Annotated in this window: 14 protein-coding genes and 1 pseudogene; 10 read left to right on the top strand and 5 right to left on the bottom strand. The window is 69.2% G+C overall.

The genetic code is table 11. The features are described 5' to 3' along the window. Together ACFYWX_RS36720 and ACFYWX_RS36715 are read left to right on the top strand one after the other, a co-directional pair. Positions 1-219: pseudogene (locus tag ACFYWX_RS36720) on the top strand (alkaline shock response membrane anchor protein AmaP); the annotation flags it as partial. Between the two features lie 109 nt (positions 220-328). Then, positions 329-706 carry a low affinity iron permease family protein gene (locus ACFYWX_RS36715; RefSeq protein WP_389429183.1) on the top strand — a complete coding sequence of 126 codons (378 nt, stop codon included), beginning with the start codon at positions 329-331 and terminating at the stop codon, positions 704-706. Positions 707-2,187: 1,481 nt separating this feature from the next. Here ACFYWX_RS36715 and ACFYWX_RS36710 read toward each other — a convergent pair. Next, on the bottom strand, positions 2,188-3,288 hold the full coding sequence (locus ACFYWX_RS36710; protein WP_389429182.1) for a hypothetical protein: 1,101 nt from the start codon (positions 3,286-3,288) through the stop codon (positions 2,188-2,190). A gap of 172 nt (positions 3,289-3,460) precedes the next feature. Between ACFYWX_RS36710 and ACFYWX_RS36705 the strand changes: the two genes are divergently transcribed. Further along, the gene (locus ACFYWX_RS36705) at positions 3,461-3,802 is read left to right on the top strand and encodes a hypothetical protein (protein WP_389429181.1); all 342 of its coding nucleotides are present in this window, start codon (positions 3,461-3,463) and stop codon (positions 3,800-3,802) included. A gap of 75 nt (positions 3,803-3,877) precedes the next feature. Here ACFYWX_RS36705 and ACFYWX_RS36700 read toward each other — a convergent pair whose 3' ends face one another. After that, positions 3,878-5,170 carry a cellulase-like family protein gene (locus ACFYWX_RS36700; protein ID WP_389429180.1) on the bottom strand — a complete coding sequence of 431 codons (1,293 nt, stop codon included), beginning with the start codon at positions 5,168-5,170 and terminating at the stop codon, positions 3,878-3,880. A 159-nt stretch (positions 5,171-5,329) separates the two neighbouring features. Between ACFYWX_RS36700 and ACFYWX_RS36695 the strand changes: the two genes are divergently transcribed. Further along, positions 5,330-7,372, top strand: coding sequence for a glycoside hydrolase family 2 protein (locus ACFYWX_RS36695; RefSeq protein WP_389429179.1), 2,043 nt, complete (start codon positions 5,330-5,332; stop codon positions 7,370-7,372). Positions 7,373-7,980: 608 nt separating this feature from the next. Here the strand turns inward: ACFYWX_RS36695 and ACFYWX_RS36690 are convergent. The 3 genes from ACFYWX_RS36690 to ACFYWX_RS36680 form a co-directional block, all read right to left on the bottom strand. Further along, positions 7,981-8,910, bottom strand: a complete 930-nt coding sequence (locus ACFYWX_RS36690) for a carbohydrate ABC transporter permease (RefSeq protein WP_389429178.1) — start codon at positions 8,908-8,910, stop codon at positions 7,981-7,983. After that, positions 8,907-9,812, bottom strand: coding sequence for a carbohydrate ABC transporter permease (locus tag ACFYWX_RS36685; protein ID WP_389429177.1), 906 nt, complete (start codon positions 9,810-9,812; stop codon positions 8,907-8,909). Before ACFYWX_RS36685 ends, ACFYWX_RS36690 begins: the two co-directional genes overlap by 4 nt. Before the next feature lie 64 nt (positions 9,813-9,876). Next, complete coding sequence (locus tag ACFYWX_RS36680) at positions 9,877-11,223, bottom strand: ABC transporter substrate-binding protein (protein ID WP_389429176.1); 1,347 nt, start codon at positions 11,221-11,223, stop codon at positions 9,877-9,879. Positions 11,224-11,391: 168 nt separating this feature from the next. Here ACFYWX_RS36680 and ACFYWX_RS36675 point away from each other — a divergent pair, with 168 nt between their 5' ends. The 6 genes from ACFYWX_RS36675 to ACFYWX_RS36650 all read left to right on the top strand — a co-directional run bounded on the left by ACFYWX_RS36675 (position 11,392) and on the right by ACFYWX_RS36650 (position 16,621). Next, the gene (locus ACFYWX_RS36675) at positions 11,392-12,135 is read left to right on the top strand and encodes an SDR family NAD(P)-dependent oxidoreductase (RefSeq protein WP_389429175.1); all 744 of its coding nucleotides are present in this window, start codon (positions 11,392-11,394) and stop codon (positions 12,133-12,135) included. Between the two features lie 70 nt (positions 12,136-12,205). Further along, positions 12,206-12,961 carry a FadR/GntR family transcriptional regulator gene (locus ACFYWX_RS36670; protein WP_389429174.1) on the top strand — a complete coding sequence of 252 codons (756 nt, stop codon included), beginning with the start codon at positions 12,206-12,208 and terminating at the stop codon, positions 12,959-12,961. Further along, complete coding sequence (dgoD, locus tag ACFYWX_RS36665; RefSeq protein ID WP_389429173.1) at positions 12,958-14,103, top strand: galactonate dehydratase; 1,146 nt, start codon at positions 12,958-12,960, stop codon at positions 14,101-14,103. The genes ACFYWX_RS36670 and dgoD overlap by 4 nt, the downstream gene beginning before the upstream one ends. Positions 14,104-14,144: 41 nt before the next feature. Beyond that, positions 14,145-14,765, top strand: a complete 621-nt coding sequence (locus ACFYWX_RS36660) for a bifunctional 4-hydroxy-2-oxoglutarate aldolase/2-dehydro-3-deoxy-phosphogluconate aldolase (RefSeq protein WP_389429172.1) — start codon at positions 14,145-14,147, stop codon at positions 14,763-14,765. Between the two features lie 32 nt (positions 14,766-14,797). Continuing rightward, positions 14,798-15,718 (top strand): sugar kinase, encoded by a 921-nt coding sequence (locus tag ACFYWX_RS36655; RefSeq protein ID WP_389429191.1) that lies wholly within the window; start codon positions 14,798-14,800, stop codon positions 15,716-15,718. 15 nt (positions 15,719-15,733) lie between these two features. Further along, on the top strand, positions 15,734-16,621 hold the full coding sequence (locus ACFYWX_RS36650; protein WP_389429171.1) for an SMP-30/gluconolactonase/LRE family protein: 888 nt from the start codon (positions 15,734-15,736) through the stop codon (positions 16,619-16,621). Positions 16,622-16,672 lie beyond the last annotated feature (51 nt).

Here is a 16,672-nt window from a genome sequence, read left to right as displayed (position 1 = left end):
GACGGGGTCTCGCGGGCTCATGTCCGGCTGACGGGCCGACGTACGGCTCCGACCGCACGCGTGCGGCTGCTGCTGGAGCCTCACGCGGATCCAGCACGGACTCTGGAGAAACTGAGCCGGGAAACGCTCGCACACGCACGGGACTCGGCCGGCCTGGACCGCCTCCCGTCGAACGTTCGTCTCCGGGAAGTCCGTCATGGCGCCGATCGCGTCGACTAGAACCCTTCGCCGCACACCAGGACGGAATCTCGCCGAACCCGCGGGGAGGAGAGTCCGCAGCCTGGCCGGGCGTGGCAGCCCTCGGGCATGCCACCGTCCGCTGTAGAGAATGAGCATGATTCTCAAGCATCCGTCCGACCGCGGGGGCTCACGGAGTCAGCCGTTTGAGAGGCTGGCCGAGAATGCCTCACGGTTCACCAGTTCAGCAATGTTCTTCGGGATCTGCCTGATCCTGGTTGCCGTGGCTGTCACGTTGCACGTGATCGGTCTGCCGATTACATGGCTTCTGTTCATGGGCGAGGCAATGTCGGCGGTGACCCTGCTCCTGGTGGCGCTGCTGAAGAACTCTGAGCTGCGGGCCGAACGCGCCGTCGAGCGCAAGCTAGACGCCATCGCAGCTGCCCTGCTGGAAGGGCAGGAGGGCAGCGGTCCTGGAGAAGCACACCAGAAGCTGCGGTCCGCCCTCGGCAGGGAAGAGAACTCCTGATCGCCTGGTTCCCGCTAGCGCCCCTCCATGGCCCGTGAAGTGGCCAATATGACCGTCGCTGACCGATCCGCCTAGAGCCACGGATCAGATGTTCTCCGTGTGAGTCCGCGATGGCAGATCAGTGCGTAGGCGACACTCCTCGCACCTCAGCTACGACGAGGTACCGCCCCTCATTCAGGACGCCGACCCGCGCGTCCTGGTGGCCGAAGCCGACGAGACGGGGCTTGGCTGGGTGGCAGGCATTTCCGCATCCCGGCCTTCGGCGAGGTAGACGATGGGCTGCCCGGTCTCGTCCGTTGCCTGGACGACCTGGGCGAGGCGGTGCGCCATCGGGAAGAACAAAGACTTTCTGCGCTTCCGCGACCGCGTGACGGCGCACAGCTGCGAGACACCGATCATCCCGGAGATCGATCTATCAGAACCTTGATCTCCATGGATAAGCACTCAGTTCCCTCACCCGTGGGAATTCGCCGCCCTTCGCTGGTCGGGATCGTCAACATCACCACGGATTCGTTCTCGGACGGGAACCAGGGCTTCGATGCGGTCGGGTGGCGTCCGATTTGTGCTCAAGCGAGGCCGACTTCGACAAGATCAAGACCGTTCGCGCGACGCCATGCCATGGTAGGGGCGGCGCCCACCCTCCACCCGCCCACCAGCCCGTGGCACGGCACGTGGACCGCATGGACGTGGATCGCCGACACCCGCAGCACCGCCCCGACCCCGTTGGGCAGATTCCGGTTGACCCGCACCGCACCGTCCTGGTCGACGATCGCGACCTGCGAACGTGACCCCCCACCGCAAACCCTCGTCCTTCCAGCCCGGCTGCGCCGCCTCCTGCGATCGGATCGCTGAGAGGTCTGATATTCGCCAGGCGGCCTGCCCCGGCACGGCGTGCGTGCGGGACAGGCCACTGCGGCCGTGGCCTGCTACTTGATGCCGATCTCGGCCAACTGCAGGCGGTACGTTGGTGCTCTCATCGGAAGCCGGAGTGTCGACTCTGGGCCCACCGCCGGCCGATCCCGCCCATCACCGTTCCTCGAGATCTCCGGCTGTAGTGACGAGTGGGCCGTGATGAACGCCGTTGCGGCGAAGCTGGGCACCGGCGCCGCAGAGACGGTGCGGATCCGCGGACACACACAGCAATTGCGAGATCGAAGCAGAAAACACCATGTTGCCGACTCCGCGACCATTGGCACTGCGAATCACCCGTCCGTGCCGTCGTCACCGCTCCGCCCGGCCTCCGGCTCCCTGGTGAGCCGGGTCGCAAGGTGGTAGGCGACGGTGACGTCCTGGTATTCCTGACCGGGGATGACCGGGTCCGGTAGGTGGGTGCGGTCGCTGTGGCTCGTCGACTCCCGCTTCCCGGTGCCGGGGAAGCGGACGGCTGTCAGGGGTCCCTGCGTGAAGCGGAGCCGTTCGGCGTGGACCGTCGACCGGAACAGGATGTCCCCCGCCGCGCTCCCGGCTCCCGCCCCTCGCGTTCAGGGCGGCTCCTCCGGCTCCCTGGAAGCGGTACGTGGGCGACTGGACCTTGGCGGCAGCTTCCCGTCCTCTCCGCGCACCCGGCGCGTGCGGGTGCCGCCTTGACTCCGGCCGACCCGGCCCCGCTCTCCCTCCGCGCCCCTGCGCGCCGCACGCGGCTCGGCCGGCTCGGCCGGCTCGGTCCGTTCAGCGGTGGGCTTCGCCGTCTCAGCAGCGTCCGCGACGGCGTGGCCGCCGTCCCGTACCGTGTCGCCTGCCGCTTCCGTCACACCCGCGGCCTGTCCGGCCACGCTCCCGGCGGTGCTGCCCACCGCCTCGCCGGCGCTTCCGACGGTCCGGCTCGTCTCATGGCCGGCGTCCTCCACCGCGCGCCCGGCACCACCGCCCACGTCCTGAACGGCCCTCCCGGCTCCCTGGCCGACATCCTGCGCCACGGAGCCGACGCCCCGGCCCACGTCCTGGACAGCAGACCTGGCGCCCTGCCCCACGTCCTGAACGGCCCTCCCGGCTCCCTGACCGACATCCTGTACGGCGGCTCCGGCGCCCCAGCCGACCTCCTGGACGGCCCTTCCGGCACCCGTACCCAGCTCCCCCACGGCCTGACGGGCTCCGCCGCCGACATCCTGCACGGCGGACCCGATTCCACGCGCCAGCTCGTGCAGGATCTCCGGGTTGCGGTCGAGAGTGGTGAGCACTCGGTCGATGATCTTCGCGACGTGGTGGAGACGCACCTCGAGCTGGGCCTGTGCCTCGACGCCCGAGATGCCCAGGTGCACCCGGCCGAGCGAGACGTCGGCGCCCACATTCAGTCTGAGCAGATCCAGCACCTCGGCCTGCAGCGAGACATGCGCCCGCAGATCCTCGACGTCCAGGTCGATCTCGTCGACCTTCAGGATCGGAACGTCGAGGAAGACGTCAGGGCTCGCACCGGCTGCGTCCTCCTCGTCGTAGGACGCCGGTTCCTCTTCGAACGTTGCCGACTCCTCGTCGTAAGCCTCGGGATCGGCGTACTCGTCACTGTCCTCGGCGTCGAGTTCGTCACCGTGCTCGTCGTCGTAGTCCTCGACGGAGCCCTCGTCGTTCTCGGCGTTGCCACGCATCGCCACGCCTCCGCGGTTTCGGCGTATGTTTCGACCATTTTCGTCCATTGCGGTGATTAATGCGCGATAGGTGCCGTCCGTCCAAGCGAAGGCGATGGCCGCCAGGCGTGCTCGGATGGATTCGTCGGACTATGAGGTCATCTCATTTGGTTGCCTCGGTAGGCTGTGGGTCGTGGTGGTCGAGCTGCTGCACGTCGGCGTTGTTGAGGGACACGGCGCGGGCGCGTACCAGAACCTGGCCGGGGCCGGGTTCCGGCACGCGAATCTCGCGGGTCTGGCACTGGGGTGCGGTGCCGCCGAAGAGCGCGGTCATTGTCGTGGTCACCCCGACCACGAGACCTACCGCTGGAACGTCCACGACGACCGCCGCCGCGACTTCTGGGGTAACGCCGTGATCGAGTCCTGGTACAAGGAGGCCACCCCCGTCCTCGGCCTCGAAGGGAGCCCACAGCCCGTCTCCCACGCCCTGCTCGACGAGTCCGCCGTGATCGTGGGAGCCGACGGCCTCGGCTGACTCGCCGTCGTACTGACGTGCGGGTCGACGCAGCAGCGCGCGAGGAGGAACTGCGGGCCCGCCTTCGAGTCCCGTTCAGCCCGCGGTGATACGGGAGTTGACGCGCCGCATCCAGTCCCGGTCGGTGTGCCACATGGGGTGGTGCGGGGCGGCGTTTGATGTCAGGACGACGCCGTGGAAACCGGCGGCGAGGCAGCGGTCGACGACGAACTCGGCGATGTCCTTGCCGACGGCGTCCTCCTCGAAGCGCGTCAGCAGCGGGGTGTAGCCCACGACGCCTTCACCGAGGACGGCGGGAACACCGCGCAGGCGGGCGAACTCGGCCACGGAGTCGACCCACGAGGCCAGCGTGTCCCGCATGGCCTGGCGGTGCGCCGGATAGTTCTCGTAGAGCCACAGGTCCCAGCGGTCGGGGTCGACCCAGTCGTGCGCGTAGAACAGTTCGCGCGGGATGCCCGTGGCGGCCAGGCGCCACGGTTCGTCCGGCTGGTAGTCGGCGAAGGCGGGCGCGTCGGGGCGCAGCATGGCGGCCAGTCCGGGGGTCGGCCAGGAGGTGGTCTCGGGCGCCGATTCGGTGCCGTGGCCGAGTCCCACCGCCTCGTAGAGCGCGCCGAGGACGCCGTAGACGTAGAAGTGGAAGTGGGCGATCTGTGCCTGCTGGGGCAGGTCGTCGAGTTCGTCGGGCCAGGGCTCGCCCAGCGAGTAGGTGACGGTGATGGCGGGGTGGCGGGCCTGCAGCAGCTTCACGGCGCGTTCGAGGGGACCGCGCAGCCGGGCGTAGTGGCCGGGAGTGCCGTCGGCCGGTACCAGGTCGCAGTTGTCGACCTCATTGTGCACCTCGACGTAGGCGACCTGGTCGGCCAGTCCGCGCTCGGTGAGGAAGTCCAGCAGGTCGGCGAGGGCTTCGGCCACCGCCTCGGCGCGGTCCGGGCCGGGGACCGCCGCCAGGGCGCGGTGCCAGGCGTCGGTGTCGGCGAAGCTAGGGGACTGCTGGTACTCCCACGAGGAGACGATCACCTTGCAGTCATGGCGGGCGGCCGCCTCGAACAGCTCGACGAGCCGCCGGTGGCCGTCCAGCGGGTATCCGCCGCGCACGTCGTACCAGCGGGTGCGCTGCCCGAACTGCTCGCCCAGGCCCCGGACCTGAAGGGATTGAGGGGCAGAGACGCGTCCGGAGAACAGCAGGAAGGGCATGGCGCAGATCCGCACGGTGTTGAAGCCCCGATCCACCGTCTCGGCGAAGGCGCGGTCGAGGTCGGCGAAGGGCTCACCGGGTCCGGCCTGTGTGTACCAGCTGAAGTCCCACAGGGTGATGGCCAGTCGGTCGGTGGTCTCAGGCGTCGTGTCTTGCTGCGGTGCGGTGGTCATGGGGTCACCCGTCGTTCGTGTACGGAAAGGCGCCGTCGGCGGCTCGACGGCACCACGCCAGCTCAATTCATTATTTATGAATAATCCTTGACGAGAGTGGGCGGCTTGTCCAGGCTGTGGGGCGGACTAACGCGTACGTACCTCGAGGAGCCGCCCGTTATGACCGAATCCATCCATCCGTCCCGGCGCACCGTCGTCACGGCGTTCGGCGCGGCCGCCTTCGTCGCCCTGCCGGCCTGGCCTCAGACGGCGCGAGCGGCAGACGGCACGGCCGCCGCGAACGGCCCGGTGCTCGACACCCACCCCGCTACCGAGCCCTCCAACACCCATGTGCGCGACGTCGGCGGCACCAATGTCGTCTTCCAGTACGGCACGGTGCTCCCGGCCTTCGACGGCTGGCGCACCCATGAGCCCACACGTGACTACCTGTCCCTGGACAAGCGGTGGCGTTTCCGCTTCGACCCCACCGACCAGGGGCTCGACGAGGGCTGGCAGTCCCCGCACCACGACGACACGGCGTGGGGCCGCATCGACGTCCCGGCGGCCTGGGACCTGCTGGACACCCCCGGCTTCGGCTCCGAGACCGCCCCCTTCGGCAAGGGCACGGCGTTCAACGACGGCTACGCCTGGTACCGCACCACCGTCGACGTACCCGCTTCCTGGCGTGCCCGGCACGTACGCATCGCCTTCCTGGCCGCCGGCTACAGCGCCGAGGTCTGGCTCGACGACACGCACCTCGGCAAGCACGAAGGAGCCAACTCGCCCTTCGCGCTGCCGGTCGCGGGGGCACTGAAGCCCGGAACGCGCCAGATGATCGCCGTGCGGGTCTTCCGCCGGGCGAGCTACACCGACTACACGGGCGCGCCCCCTCAGCCGGTCACCGACGACCACGAACTCCCCTACAAGCCCGTCGACTACTGGCCCTACGCGGGGCTGACCCGCTCGGCCTGGATCGAGGCGGTCCCGCAGGTCACCATCACCAAACTGCTCGTGTCCGCCGCGAACGGGCGCCTTGAGGCACACGCGGTCATCGAGAACCACGGGACCTCCGACTTCGACGGCCGGCTCACCCTCGATCCCGGCCGGAAGAGCGTTGGCGGTCCCGCCGTGGTCGCGGCCCGGATCGCGGCCCGGTCGGCGGGCGTCGTACGGGTCGTACTCCGCGTGCCAGGCGCCCCGAGATGGAGCCCGACTTCGCCCCACACGCTCACCGCCCGCGCCACCCTGACCGCCGGGAGGCACTCCGGCCCGCGGGTGGACACGCTGTCCACCGTGTACGGCGTGCGTGAACTGACCCTCGGTAATGCGCAGTTGCAGCTGAACGGCACACCCCTCTTCCTCAAGGGGCTCAACTGGCACGAGGAGACGGCCGCCCACGGCAGGGCGATGACGCCCGCCGAGTACGACCGCGAACTGGGCCACATCACGGCACTGGGCGCCAACTTCATCCGCAACTGCGTCTACAACCGCCACCCGTACGTCTACGACTGGGCGGACGAACACGGCGTGCTGGTGATGGACGACATCGACACCATGTGGCTCAACACCGCCCAGGAGAAACTCCAGACCGAGCGCTACGGCCTCGCCCGCGCCCTGGCCCTGACCATGGCGTGGAACCAGCACAACCACCCCTCGGTGATCCTCTGGGGACTCCAGAACGAGTCGGAGATCGACGCCGACGGCGCTCCCGTCTACCGGGCCTGGCTAGCCGACCTCAAGGCGGCCGTGAAGACGGTCGACCTCACCGCCCGCCCCGTGACCTGGGCATCCAACACCAGCAACGATCCCGCCTTCGACCTCGCCGACGTGATCGGGTTCAACGAGTACTTCGGCTACTTCTACGGCAAGGACGCCGACCTCGGCCCCACGCTCGACGCGGTACACGCGAAGTACCCCGACAAGCCCATCCTGATCACCGAGAACGGCACCTGGGCCGTGGCCGGCACCCACGGCCCCGGCACCACGCAGGGCACCGAGGAATGGCAGGCGGCGAGCTTCACGGCCCACTGGGCGCAGGTGACCGCACGCAGCGAGTACGTCGCCGGCTTCACCTACTGGGTCCTCAAGGACTACAAGGAGCGCGCCGGCTACAACCAGGACTACAACGGCATCTCCGTGATGGGCCTGCTCACCTTCGACGAGGAGCGGCCCAAGCTGGTCTACGACGTCTTCCGGAAGGCGACAATGCCGGGCGGCCAGTGAGCGTCGAACGGCTGGAGGGGGGAGGGGCGGACCGCCCCTCCCCCCTCCAGCCGTCGAGCTCTCGCCCCTTGACACTGCCCTGCGTCAGCCCGGATCGCCAGCAGCGCCGCGGCACGAGCATCGCGACGGCCGGCGAGCGGACCGAGAGGAACGCGCCGCCGACCGGAGGATCAGTACGGCCCAGTAGGTGTTGGTCAGGCCCACGGTCACGAAAACGGTACACGGAGAGGGCGTACCCGGCGGCGCACGCCAGCAGGGTCGCCGGCGCGCCCAACCCCTGAGGGGTTCGTCGCCCTCCACGACCCCGCCACGACGGCTGCCGGACTCGCGGTCGGACGGGCGGTGGTCGTGGTCGACACGGTCTGTCTGCTGCCGGGCGTGATGGCCACCGCCGGCGGACACGGGCGACCGCAGCGCTGCCCACGTCCTGCTGTGGCACCTGCCGACGCGTACCACCGGCCGACCAGGCGGGCGAGGAGGCGCTCGACGATCCACCTCGGGCAGCAACACGAAACCACGCAGGGTCGCTCCCTCGGCATCGACTCAAGCCTGGAGCAGAACGGCGACTCCGTCCGCCGCAACGGGCAGGACCATCCGGTCCGGCGGCGTCAGCCCTTTACGCTGCCCTCGGTCAAACCGCTGCGCCAGAAGCGCTGCAGGGCGACCATGGCGATCATCAGAGGGACGACGGAGACGAAGGCACCTCCAACGGTCATCTGGTAGAGCTGCGGCTGGCGGTCGGCGAAGGACTGCCACGACGTCAGACCAAGGGTGATGGGGTACAGCTTGGAGTCGGAAAGCATGACCAGCGGCAGGAAGTAGTTGTTCCAGATGCCGACGAACTGGAAAAGGAAGATCGTCACCAGGGCGGGGGTCATGATGCGCAGGACAACGACCGTGAAGATGCGGATCTCTCCCGCGCCGTCGATGCGGGCTGCCTCCAGCAGCTCGTCCGGTATGGATGCCGCGGCGTAGATCCGGCACAGGTACACGCCGAAGGGGCTGACGAAGCTCGGCAGCAGTACGGCCCAGTAGGTGTTGGCCAGGCCTGCCTGGCTGAACAGCAGGTACATGGGCAGCGCCAGCGCCGTGGCAGGGATCAGGACGCCACCCAGCACGATGTTGAAGATCGTGTCGCGGCCGGCGAAGGAGAACTTGGCCAGCGCGTAGCCGGCCATCGCGGCCAGAAGTGTCGCCACGCCTGCGCCGACGCCCGCGTACAGCACGCTGTTGGCGGCCCAGCGCAGGTAGATCGCATGGTCGTAGGTGACCACCTGGTGCAGGTTGCTCAGGAACTGGGGATGGGAGAACCACAACCCGAAGCTGCCGAACAGGTCGCCGGTGGACTTGGTGGACGCCACGGCCAGCCAGTACACCGGGAGCAGGAAGTACCCGGCGGCCGCCACGAGCAGGCCGGTGACCAGGATGCGACTGCGCGTGGTGACCCCGGTGATGCCGCTGCGCGGCGTCGTGCCGTCGTCGGAGGCCGGCGTCCCGCCCTTCGGCGGGACCGTACGGGCCGGTGTCTGGAGACTCACGCGTCCCCACCTCTCTTGTTGATCAGCCGCAGGAAACCGAAGGAGAGCGCGAACGCGGCGAGGGCGAGCAGCACTGCCTCGGCGGCGGCGAGGTGGTAGTTGTCGTTGGTGAACGCCTCGTTGTAGGCGCTGAGGTTGGGGGTGTAGGCGCTGTCGATACTCGATGAGACGGGCTTGAGCACCAGCGGTTCTGCGAACAGTTGCAGCGTGCCGATGATGGTGAAGACCGTGGTGAGGATCAGCGCCGGGCGCAGCAGCGGCAGTTTGACGTGCCGGACCGTCATCCACGCACTGGCGCCGTCGATGCGGGCGGCCTCGTACAGCTCCGCGGGGATGGTACGCAACTGGGCGACGAGAACCAGAACGTTGTAGCCGGCGAACTCCCAGGTGACGATGTTCGCGATGGACCACAGAACCGTGTTTCCGCCCAGCAGGTCGACCGACACCCCCAGGTGGCGCATGCCGTCCACGAGAGGGCTGACTCCCGGAACGTACAAGAAGCCCCACAGGATGGACGCGATGACCCCCGGAACACCGTAGGGCAGGAAGAAGGCGGCGCGGAAGAACCGCACGCCTCTGGCCGAGGCGCTGTCCAGCAGCAGCGCGAGCCCGGCGGACAACGCGACCATCACCGGCACCTGGACGGCTGCGAACAGCAGTACGCGACCGATGCTGCGCACAAAGGCGTGATCGGACAACGCGTCGGAGTAGTTGCTCAGTGCTACGAAGACGGTACGGCTGCCGCCGAGCCCCAGGGCTCCGGTGTGCTCGACATCCATGACGCTCTGGTAGACGGCGTAGCCGATGGGGAGGGCGAAGGTCAGTAGGAACAGCAGGAGGAACGGCGCGACGAAGACGACGGGCGCCAGGTTTCTGCGGCGGCGGGGCGCTCGGGTGGGCATCAGGGTTCCTTCTGGAATCCGGAGGGGAGAACGGCGGCGGCCGTGTCGCGCCCTCCGGAGGTGGTCACTGGCCGGTGGAAACCTTCAAACCCTTCTTCTTCAGGTCCTCGACGGTCTGCTTCTGCGCCTGCTGGACCGCGGAGACGAACGTGCCCTTGCCGGCCAGGGCGGCCTGGAAGCCGTCGTTGAGGTGCTGGTAGGTGGCGTCGATCGTCGGTATCCACTTCCACGAGTTGTCGATGTTCTTGTCCGCCTGCGCGAAGACCTCGTTGTACTTCTGGCCTCCGAAGAACGGTGACGGCTTGTCCAGCGAGGAGCCCTTGTACCCGTCGGCCGCCGCGGGCCAGCCGTATCCGCCCTGCAGCAGCAAGTCGACGCTCGTAGGGTCGGTGTTGAGCCATTCGGCGAACTTCAGGGCCTCGGGGATGTGTTTGGCGCCCTTGAGGACAGCCGTGGAGGATCCTCCCCAGTTCGCGGACACGTTCGAGCCCTTCGTCCACTGCGGCATGGGTGCGACCGCCCATGTGCCGGTGGTCTGAGGAGCGTTTCCGCTGATGATGGCGTCGCCCCACTGGGCACTGACCCACGAGGTGATGGCACCGCTCTGCAGATCCTTGTACCAGCCGTTGGCGAAGTCGGGTTCGGTCTTGATCACTTTCTTGCTGCGCAGGTCGTCCCAGAAGGCGGCGACCTTGAGGGTCTGCGGGGAGTCGATGTTCACCGTCCAGGTGTCGCCGTTCACGCCGAACCACTTGGCGCCGGCCTGCCATGCGAGTGCGGTGAACCAGGCGGAGTTGCCGGCGGGGAAGGTGCTGATGTAGGCCTTCGGGTCGGCGTTGTGGATCTTCTGTGCGGCCTGGGCGAACTCGTCCCAGGTGGCGGGCGGCTTGATGCCCCATTTCTTGTACAGGTCAGAGCGGTAGAACAGGCCCATCGGACCGGACGCCTGGGGGATCGCGTAGACAGCGGAGTCGAAGACTCCCTGCTGCCACTGCCAGTCCACGAACTTCGACCGGTCCTTGTCCGCGCCGTACTGGGACAGGTTCACCAGGCCGTTCTCCAGTAGGAATGAGGGGATCTCCTGGTATTCCACCTGTGCCAGGTCGGGCGCGTTGCCGCTCTTGAGCGCGGCGCGCATCTTGGCGTAGCCGCCGCTGCTGCCCGCCGGGATCTTCTCCAGTTTGACGTGGATGTCCGGGTGGGTGGCGTTCCACTTGTCGACAGCCTTGTCGACACCGGGAACCCACGACCAGAAGCGCAGGTCGACCTTCTGGCCGGGCTTGACAGGTGCCTGGACTGCGGGGTCCTTCGAACCGGTCGAACCCCCGCAGGCGGAGATCAGCAGGGAGGCGGCGGCAAGGGTCACTGCGAGTGCGCCCCGGCTTCTGCGGAGGTGCGTGGTGCGGCTCATGGGAGGAGGTCCTTCCTAGCTTCGTACTGAAGGTGCCTGTTGCATGCCGGTCAGTTTCGGAGCGGTATCACCACCCCGTCAAGATATATTCATAATTAATTGAAACAGCTATGGTGGGTGCGTGGACAGTCACGAGGGGAGACACACGCGATGACGGAATGCCGCAGGATGAGCGGGCGCGTGGCGGTGATCACCGGCGCCGCCCACGGGATCGGCGCGGCCACGGCTCACCGACTCGCGGCCGAGGGGGCCCTGGTGGTGGTCACGGACGTGGACGACACCGCGGGCAAGGAGGTCGCGGCCGCCATCACCGGCCAGGGAGGTCACGCGGAGTACGTACGCTGCGACGTCACCTCGGCCGCCGATTGGGAGCACCTAGCCCGCCACGTCGAGCAGCACCACGGACGGCTGGACGTGCTGCACAGCAACGCCTACGCCCAGCTCAACAAGCCCGCCCACGAGTTGAGCGAGGCCGAGTGGGACGGTCAGATGGCCGTGCTGCTCAAGCCGGCCTGGCGGGGGATGAAGACCTTCGCGGCCATGCTGCGTGAGGCGTCGGGGTCCGTCGTGCTCACCTCCTCGGTGCACGCGGTCATCGGCCTGCCCGGCCACGCTGCCTACGCCGCCGCGAAGGGTGCGTTGTGCTCGCTGGGCCGGCAGTTGGCCGTCGAGTACGGGCCGGACATCCGGGTCAACACGGTGCTGCCCGGACCCATCCTCACCGCCGCGTGGGAGGGCATCCCCGAGCCCGACCGGCAACGCAGCGTGGCGGCCACCGCGGCCCGGCGCTTCGGGCAGCCGGAGGAGGTGGCAGCCGCCGTCGCTTTCCTGGCATCGGCCGACGCCTCCTATGTGACCGGAGCCAGTCTGGTGGTCGATGGAGGATGGAGCGTCATGAAGGAGTCCTCGTGAGCGCCGCGCACCGCGCGGCAGGCCGCCGTGCGCGGCCTCCGCGAACAGGACCGATACGGAAACGGAGAACGTGGTGAGCCAACCCGGCAGGGGGCTGCACGGCCAAGCAGTGGAAGAACTGGGCCGGCGCATCATACGCGGCGACTACCCCCCGGGCTCCGTGGTGGACCCGGCCAAGTTCGAAACCGAACTCGGCGTCAGCAAGACCGTCGTGCGCGAGGCACTGCGGGTGCTGGCGGCCAAGGGCCTGCTCGAATCACGGCAGAAACGCGGGACGACCATCCGGCCCCGCGCCGACTGGAACCTGCTCGACAGCGACCTGCTGCGCTGGCAGGGCAGCAGCGCTCCCACCGACGGCTTCCTGGAAGATCTCGCCGAGGTCCGCGCGATCGTCGAGCCCGCCGGAGCCCGGCTCGCCGCGACCCGCCGCACCCCATCCGACCTGGACGCGTTGCGCCACGCGCTCGAGGCGATGGCCGCGGCGGGCACGGACGCGGACGCGATGGTCGAGGCGGACCTGGCCTTCCACCGCGCCCTGCTGGACGCCGCGCACAACGAACTCCTCAGCCGCATGGAGGTCGTCATCGAGGCCGGACTGCGCGTGCGCGACCGGATCGTCCACGGCGCCCGGCACTTCGCCGACTCCATCCCCGTGCACCAGAAACTGCTCGCCGCCGTCGAAGCCGGCGACCCGGACGCCGCCGTGGCCGCCGTCGAGTCACTCCTGGCCCAGGCCACCGACGACCTGCAGGCCGTACGAGCCCGGGAAGACAAGGAAGACCGCGCCGACGTCGCGACCAACACGCCGCCGAAGGAAACTCCTTGAAGATAACCGGACTTGAGACGTTCCTGGTGGCCCCGCGCTGGCTGTTCCTGCGCGTCACCACCGACGAGGGAATCACTGGCTGGGGCGAGCCCGTGATCGAGGGCCGTGCCGAGACCGTCCGCGCCGCGGTTCACGAACTGGCCGACTACCTCGTCGGCAAGGACCCCCTGCGCATCGAGGACCACTGGCAGGTGCTCACCAAGGGCGGTTTCTACCGGGGCGGCCCCATCCTCTCCAGCGCCGTGGCAGGCATCGACCAGGCCCTGTGGGACATCGCCGGCAAGACCTACGGCGTCCCGGTGCACCGCCTCCTCGGCGGCCCCGTACGCGACCGCGTCCGGATGTACGCCTGGATCGGCGGGGACCGCCCCAGCGAGGTCGCGGAGCTGGCCGAGGAACAGATGAAGGCGGGCTTCACCGCGGTGAAGATGAACGCCTCGGCCGAGCTCACCCCGATCGACACCCCGGCACGCACCGCCGAGGTCGTCGAGCGCGTCGTGGCCGTCCGTGAGGTCCTGGGCAACGAGCGGGACATCGCCGTTGACTTCCACGGCCGGGCCTCCACCGCCATGTCCCGCCGCCTGCTGCCTCAACTCGAACCACTGCACCCGCTATTCGTCGAGGAACCCGTCTCGCCTGAGCACTCCGGCAACCTGCGCAGCCTGGTCGAATCCACCAGCATTCCGCTCGCCACCGGCGAACGCCTCTACTCCCGCTGGGACTTCCGCGAGGCGATGACCAGCGGCATCGCCGTCGCCCAGCCCGACCTCTCGCACGCCGGAGGCATCTCCGAGGTCCGCCGCATCGCCGCCATGGCCGAGACGTACGACGTCGCCCTGGCCCCCCACTGCCCCCTCGGCCCGATCGCCCTGGCCGCAAGCCTCCAGATCGCCTTCTCCGTACCGAACTTCCTCATCCAGGAACAGAGCATGGGCATCCACTACAACCAGCAGTGCGACCTGCTGGAGTACGTGATGGACCCCGAACCCTTCCGCTTCGTGGACGGTTACGCCGCCCTGGGGTCCCGCCCGGGTCTCGGCGTCGAGATCGACGAGAAGGCCGTACGCCGCGCAGCCGAGGCCGGACACCGCTGGCGCAACCCCATATGGCGGGGCGCCGACGGGGCGTTCACCGAATGGTGACCGCTGCCCGTATACCGAACCCGCAAGGAGAGCCCGCTCCCATGAACCTGGTGGAATCGCTCGGCGCCCACCGCCTGTTGGCGATCGTCCGCGGCAAGGATCCCGCCGCCGCCCTGAGCACTGTACGTACCCTCTCAGAGGAGGGCATCGCGGCCATCGAGGTCTCGCTGACCACCGCCGACGCCCTGACCCTGATCCGGCAGGCGCGAACCGAACTCGGCCCCGACGCGCTGCTCGGCGCCGGGACCGTGCGCTCGGCCGAGGACGCCGCCCGCGCGGTCGACGCGGGCGCCTCCTTCCTCGTCACCCCGGCACTGGTCGACGGCCTGGAGCCCTACGGCGTACCCGTGCTGATGGGAGCCCTGACACCGAGCGAGATCGAAGCCGCCCTCGCACGGGGCGCCGACGCGATCAAACTCTTCCCAGGGTCTCTCGGCGGCCCCGGCTATCTGAAGGCTCTGCGCGACCCGTTCCCCGAGGTGCCCTTCGTGCCCGTCGGCGGAGTGGACGCGCAGGCCGCCCGTGACTACCTGGACCGGGGCGCCCTCGCCGTCGGCGTCGGCTCACCGCTCGTCGGGGACGCGGCCGACGGCGGTGACCTGGAGCAACTGCGCGCCCGCGCGGCCGAGTTCCGCAAGACGGCTGCGGGGGAGAGGCCGTGACACCACCTGAAGTCGTGACCTTCGGCGAGACGATGGCAGCGCTCAGGGCCCACGGCGCGCTGCGGATGGGCGGCAGCCTCGGCCTGTCCGTCGCCGGAGCCGAGTCCAATGTCGCCATCGGCCTCGCCCGGCTCGGCCACCGGGTGCGCTGGGCCGGCCGCGTCGGTGCGGACGAACTCGGCGCGCTCGTCCTGCGCACGCTGCGCGCCGAGGGCGTCGCCACCGACCACGCGGTCACCGACGACACCGGCCGGCCCACGGGACTGCTGCTGACCGAACCTCGTCTGGGAACGCTGACCCGAGTCAGTTACTACCGGGCGGGTTCTGCGGGTTCGGCAGTCGCACCGGACGACGTACTGCTCGCGCTGGCCCCCGGGTCCCGCGTTCTGCACCTGACCGGCATCACGCCGGCGCTCGGTCCGTCGGCGGCCGAGGCAGTCCTGGCCTCCGCCAAGACCGCCCGCGAGAGCGGTGTCACCGTATGCCTCGACGTCAATTACCGCTCCCGGCTGTGGACGTCCGAGCGCGCCCGCACCGCACTGCGACCGATCCTGGACCATACGGACCTGCTCATCGCCTCCGAGGACGAGCTGCCGCTGGTGCAGGAAGTGTCTGGTGCGGGCGAGTCCGAGGCCGTGCACGACGTGCTGGCGGCAGGCGTCACCGAGGTGGTCGTCAAGCGGGGCGCACGCGGCGCGACGGTCTTCACCGCCGACGGCGCAACCGACCGTGCCGCGCGAGAGGTTGACGCCGTCGACCTGGTCGGCGCGGGCGACGCCTTCGTGGCCGGATACCTCTCCGGCCTCCTGGACGGCGCGGACATCCCCGCCCGGCTGCACCGGGCGGTCACCACCGCGGCCTTCGCCGTCGCCACCCGGGGTGACTGGGAGGGCCTGCCGACGCGGGACGAACTCGGCCTGTTCGACGAGCCCGACGGCACGACCATTCGCTGACCCGGAGAACTGATCATGACATCTGCATCAGCGCCGACGGCGGTCGTCGTGGACGGCGCGTACGAACTCGCCGAGGGCGGCCGCTGGATCGACGGCCGGTACGTGTACGTCGACATCCTCAGCGGCCGACTCTTCGAACTCCGCGACGGCGCCGAGTCGGCGATCCCGCGCCAACTGGCCCGGCTGGACGTGCCGTTGGGCGCAGTCGCGCCGGTGGGGGACCGACCTGGAACGTGGATCGCCGCCGCGGGCACCGGCATCGCGCTGCTCACCGCCGACGGCGCACTGCAATGGCTGGACCGCCCCGAGGGCCGCACCGCCGTTCCCAGCCGCATGAACGACGGTGTCGCCGACCCCGCAGGCCGCTTCTGGGCCGGCAGCATGGCCTACGACGGCACCCCCGGCGCGGGCTCGCTCTACCGGACGGACCCCGACGGCACGGTGGTACGCGTCCTCGACGGCCTGACCATCGCCAACGGCCCGGCGTTCACCGCCGACGGTACGACCCTGTATCTCGCCGACACGGCCGTCGGCACTATCCTGCGCTGCCGGGTCGACCCCGTCTTTGGCGACCTCTCCGGCAGTCCGGAGACCTTCGCCCGACTGCGCGACGGCGAAGGCAGCCCCGACGGGATGACCGTCGACGAGGAGGGCTGCCTGTGGGTCGCGATGTGGGGTGCCGGGACAGTCCGCCGCTACCACCCCGACGGTCACCTGCTCCACACCCTGACCGTGCCCGCCCCGCATCCCACGTCGGTGTGTCTGCCCCCCGGCGACAACCGCCTGTACGTCACCACGGCCCGCTACGGGGTGAAGAACCCGACTGCGGCCTCGGGCGCGGTGCTGAGCGTTCCCGTACCGGTCAGAGGAACGGCGGCCTGTTCCTGGCGGGTCCGGCACTGACGCACTCTCGCCGGTGAAGAGACGGCGAGAGTGCGTCAGTGCCGACTGAGT

Origin of the sequence: Streptomyces sp. NPDC002888 (assembly GCF_042888465.1) — a bacterium.
GTDB lineage: Bacteria > Actinomycetota > Actinomycetes > Streptomycetales > Streptomycetaceae > Streptomyces.
The sequence above is the reverse complement of the archived record's forward strand: the minus strand, read 5'-3'. Positions and strand labels throughout refer to the sequence as shown.

Bases quoted from the DNA above. Each gene is read 5' to 3' on its own strand.
- ACFYWX_RS36715 (WP_389429183.1), top strand. From the start codon at position 329: ATGAGCATGATTCTCAAGCATCCGTCCGACCGCGGGGGCTCACGGAGT.
- ACFYWX_RS36710 (WP_389429182.1), bottom strand. From the start codon at position 3,288: ATGCGTGGCAACGCCGAGAACGACGAGGGCTCCGTCGAGGACTACGAC.
- ACFYWX_RS36700 (WP_389429180.1), bottom strand. From the start codon at position 5,170: ATGACCACCGCACCGCAGCAAGACACGACGCCTGAGACCACCGACCGA.
- ACFYWX_RS36695 (WP_389429179.1), top strand. From the start codon at position 5,330: ATGACCGAATCCATCCATCCGTCCCGGCGCACCGTCGTCACGGCGTTC.
- ACFYWX_RS36685 (WP_389429177.1), bottom strand. From the start codon at position 9,812: ATGCCCACCCGAGCGCCCCGCCGCCGCAGAAACCTGGCGCCCGTCGTC.
- ACFYWX_RS36680 (WP_389429176.1), bottom strand. From the start codon at position 11,223: ATGAGCCGCACCACGCACCTCCGCAGAAGCCGGGGCGCACTCGCAGTG.
- ACFYWX_RS36675 (WP_389429175.1), top strand. From the start codon at position 11,392: ATGAGCGGGCGCGTGGCGGTGATCACCGGCGCCGCCCACGGGATCGGC.
- ACFYWX_RS36660 (WP_389429172.1), top strand. From the start codon at position 14,145: ATGAACCTGGTGGAATCGCTCGGCGCCCACCGCCTGTTGGCGATCGTC.
- ACFYWX_RS36655 (WP_389429191.1), top strand. From the start codon at position 14,798: ATGGCAGCGCTCAGGGCCCACGGCGCGCTGCGGATGGGCGGCAGCCTC.
- ACFYWX_RS36650 (WP_389429171.1), top strand. From the start codon at position 15,734: ATGACATCTGCATCAGCGCCGACGGCGGTCGTCGTGGACGGCGCGTAC.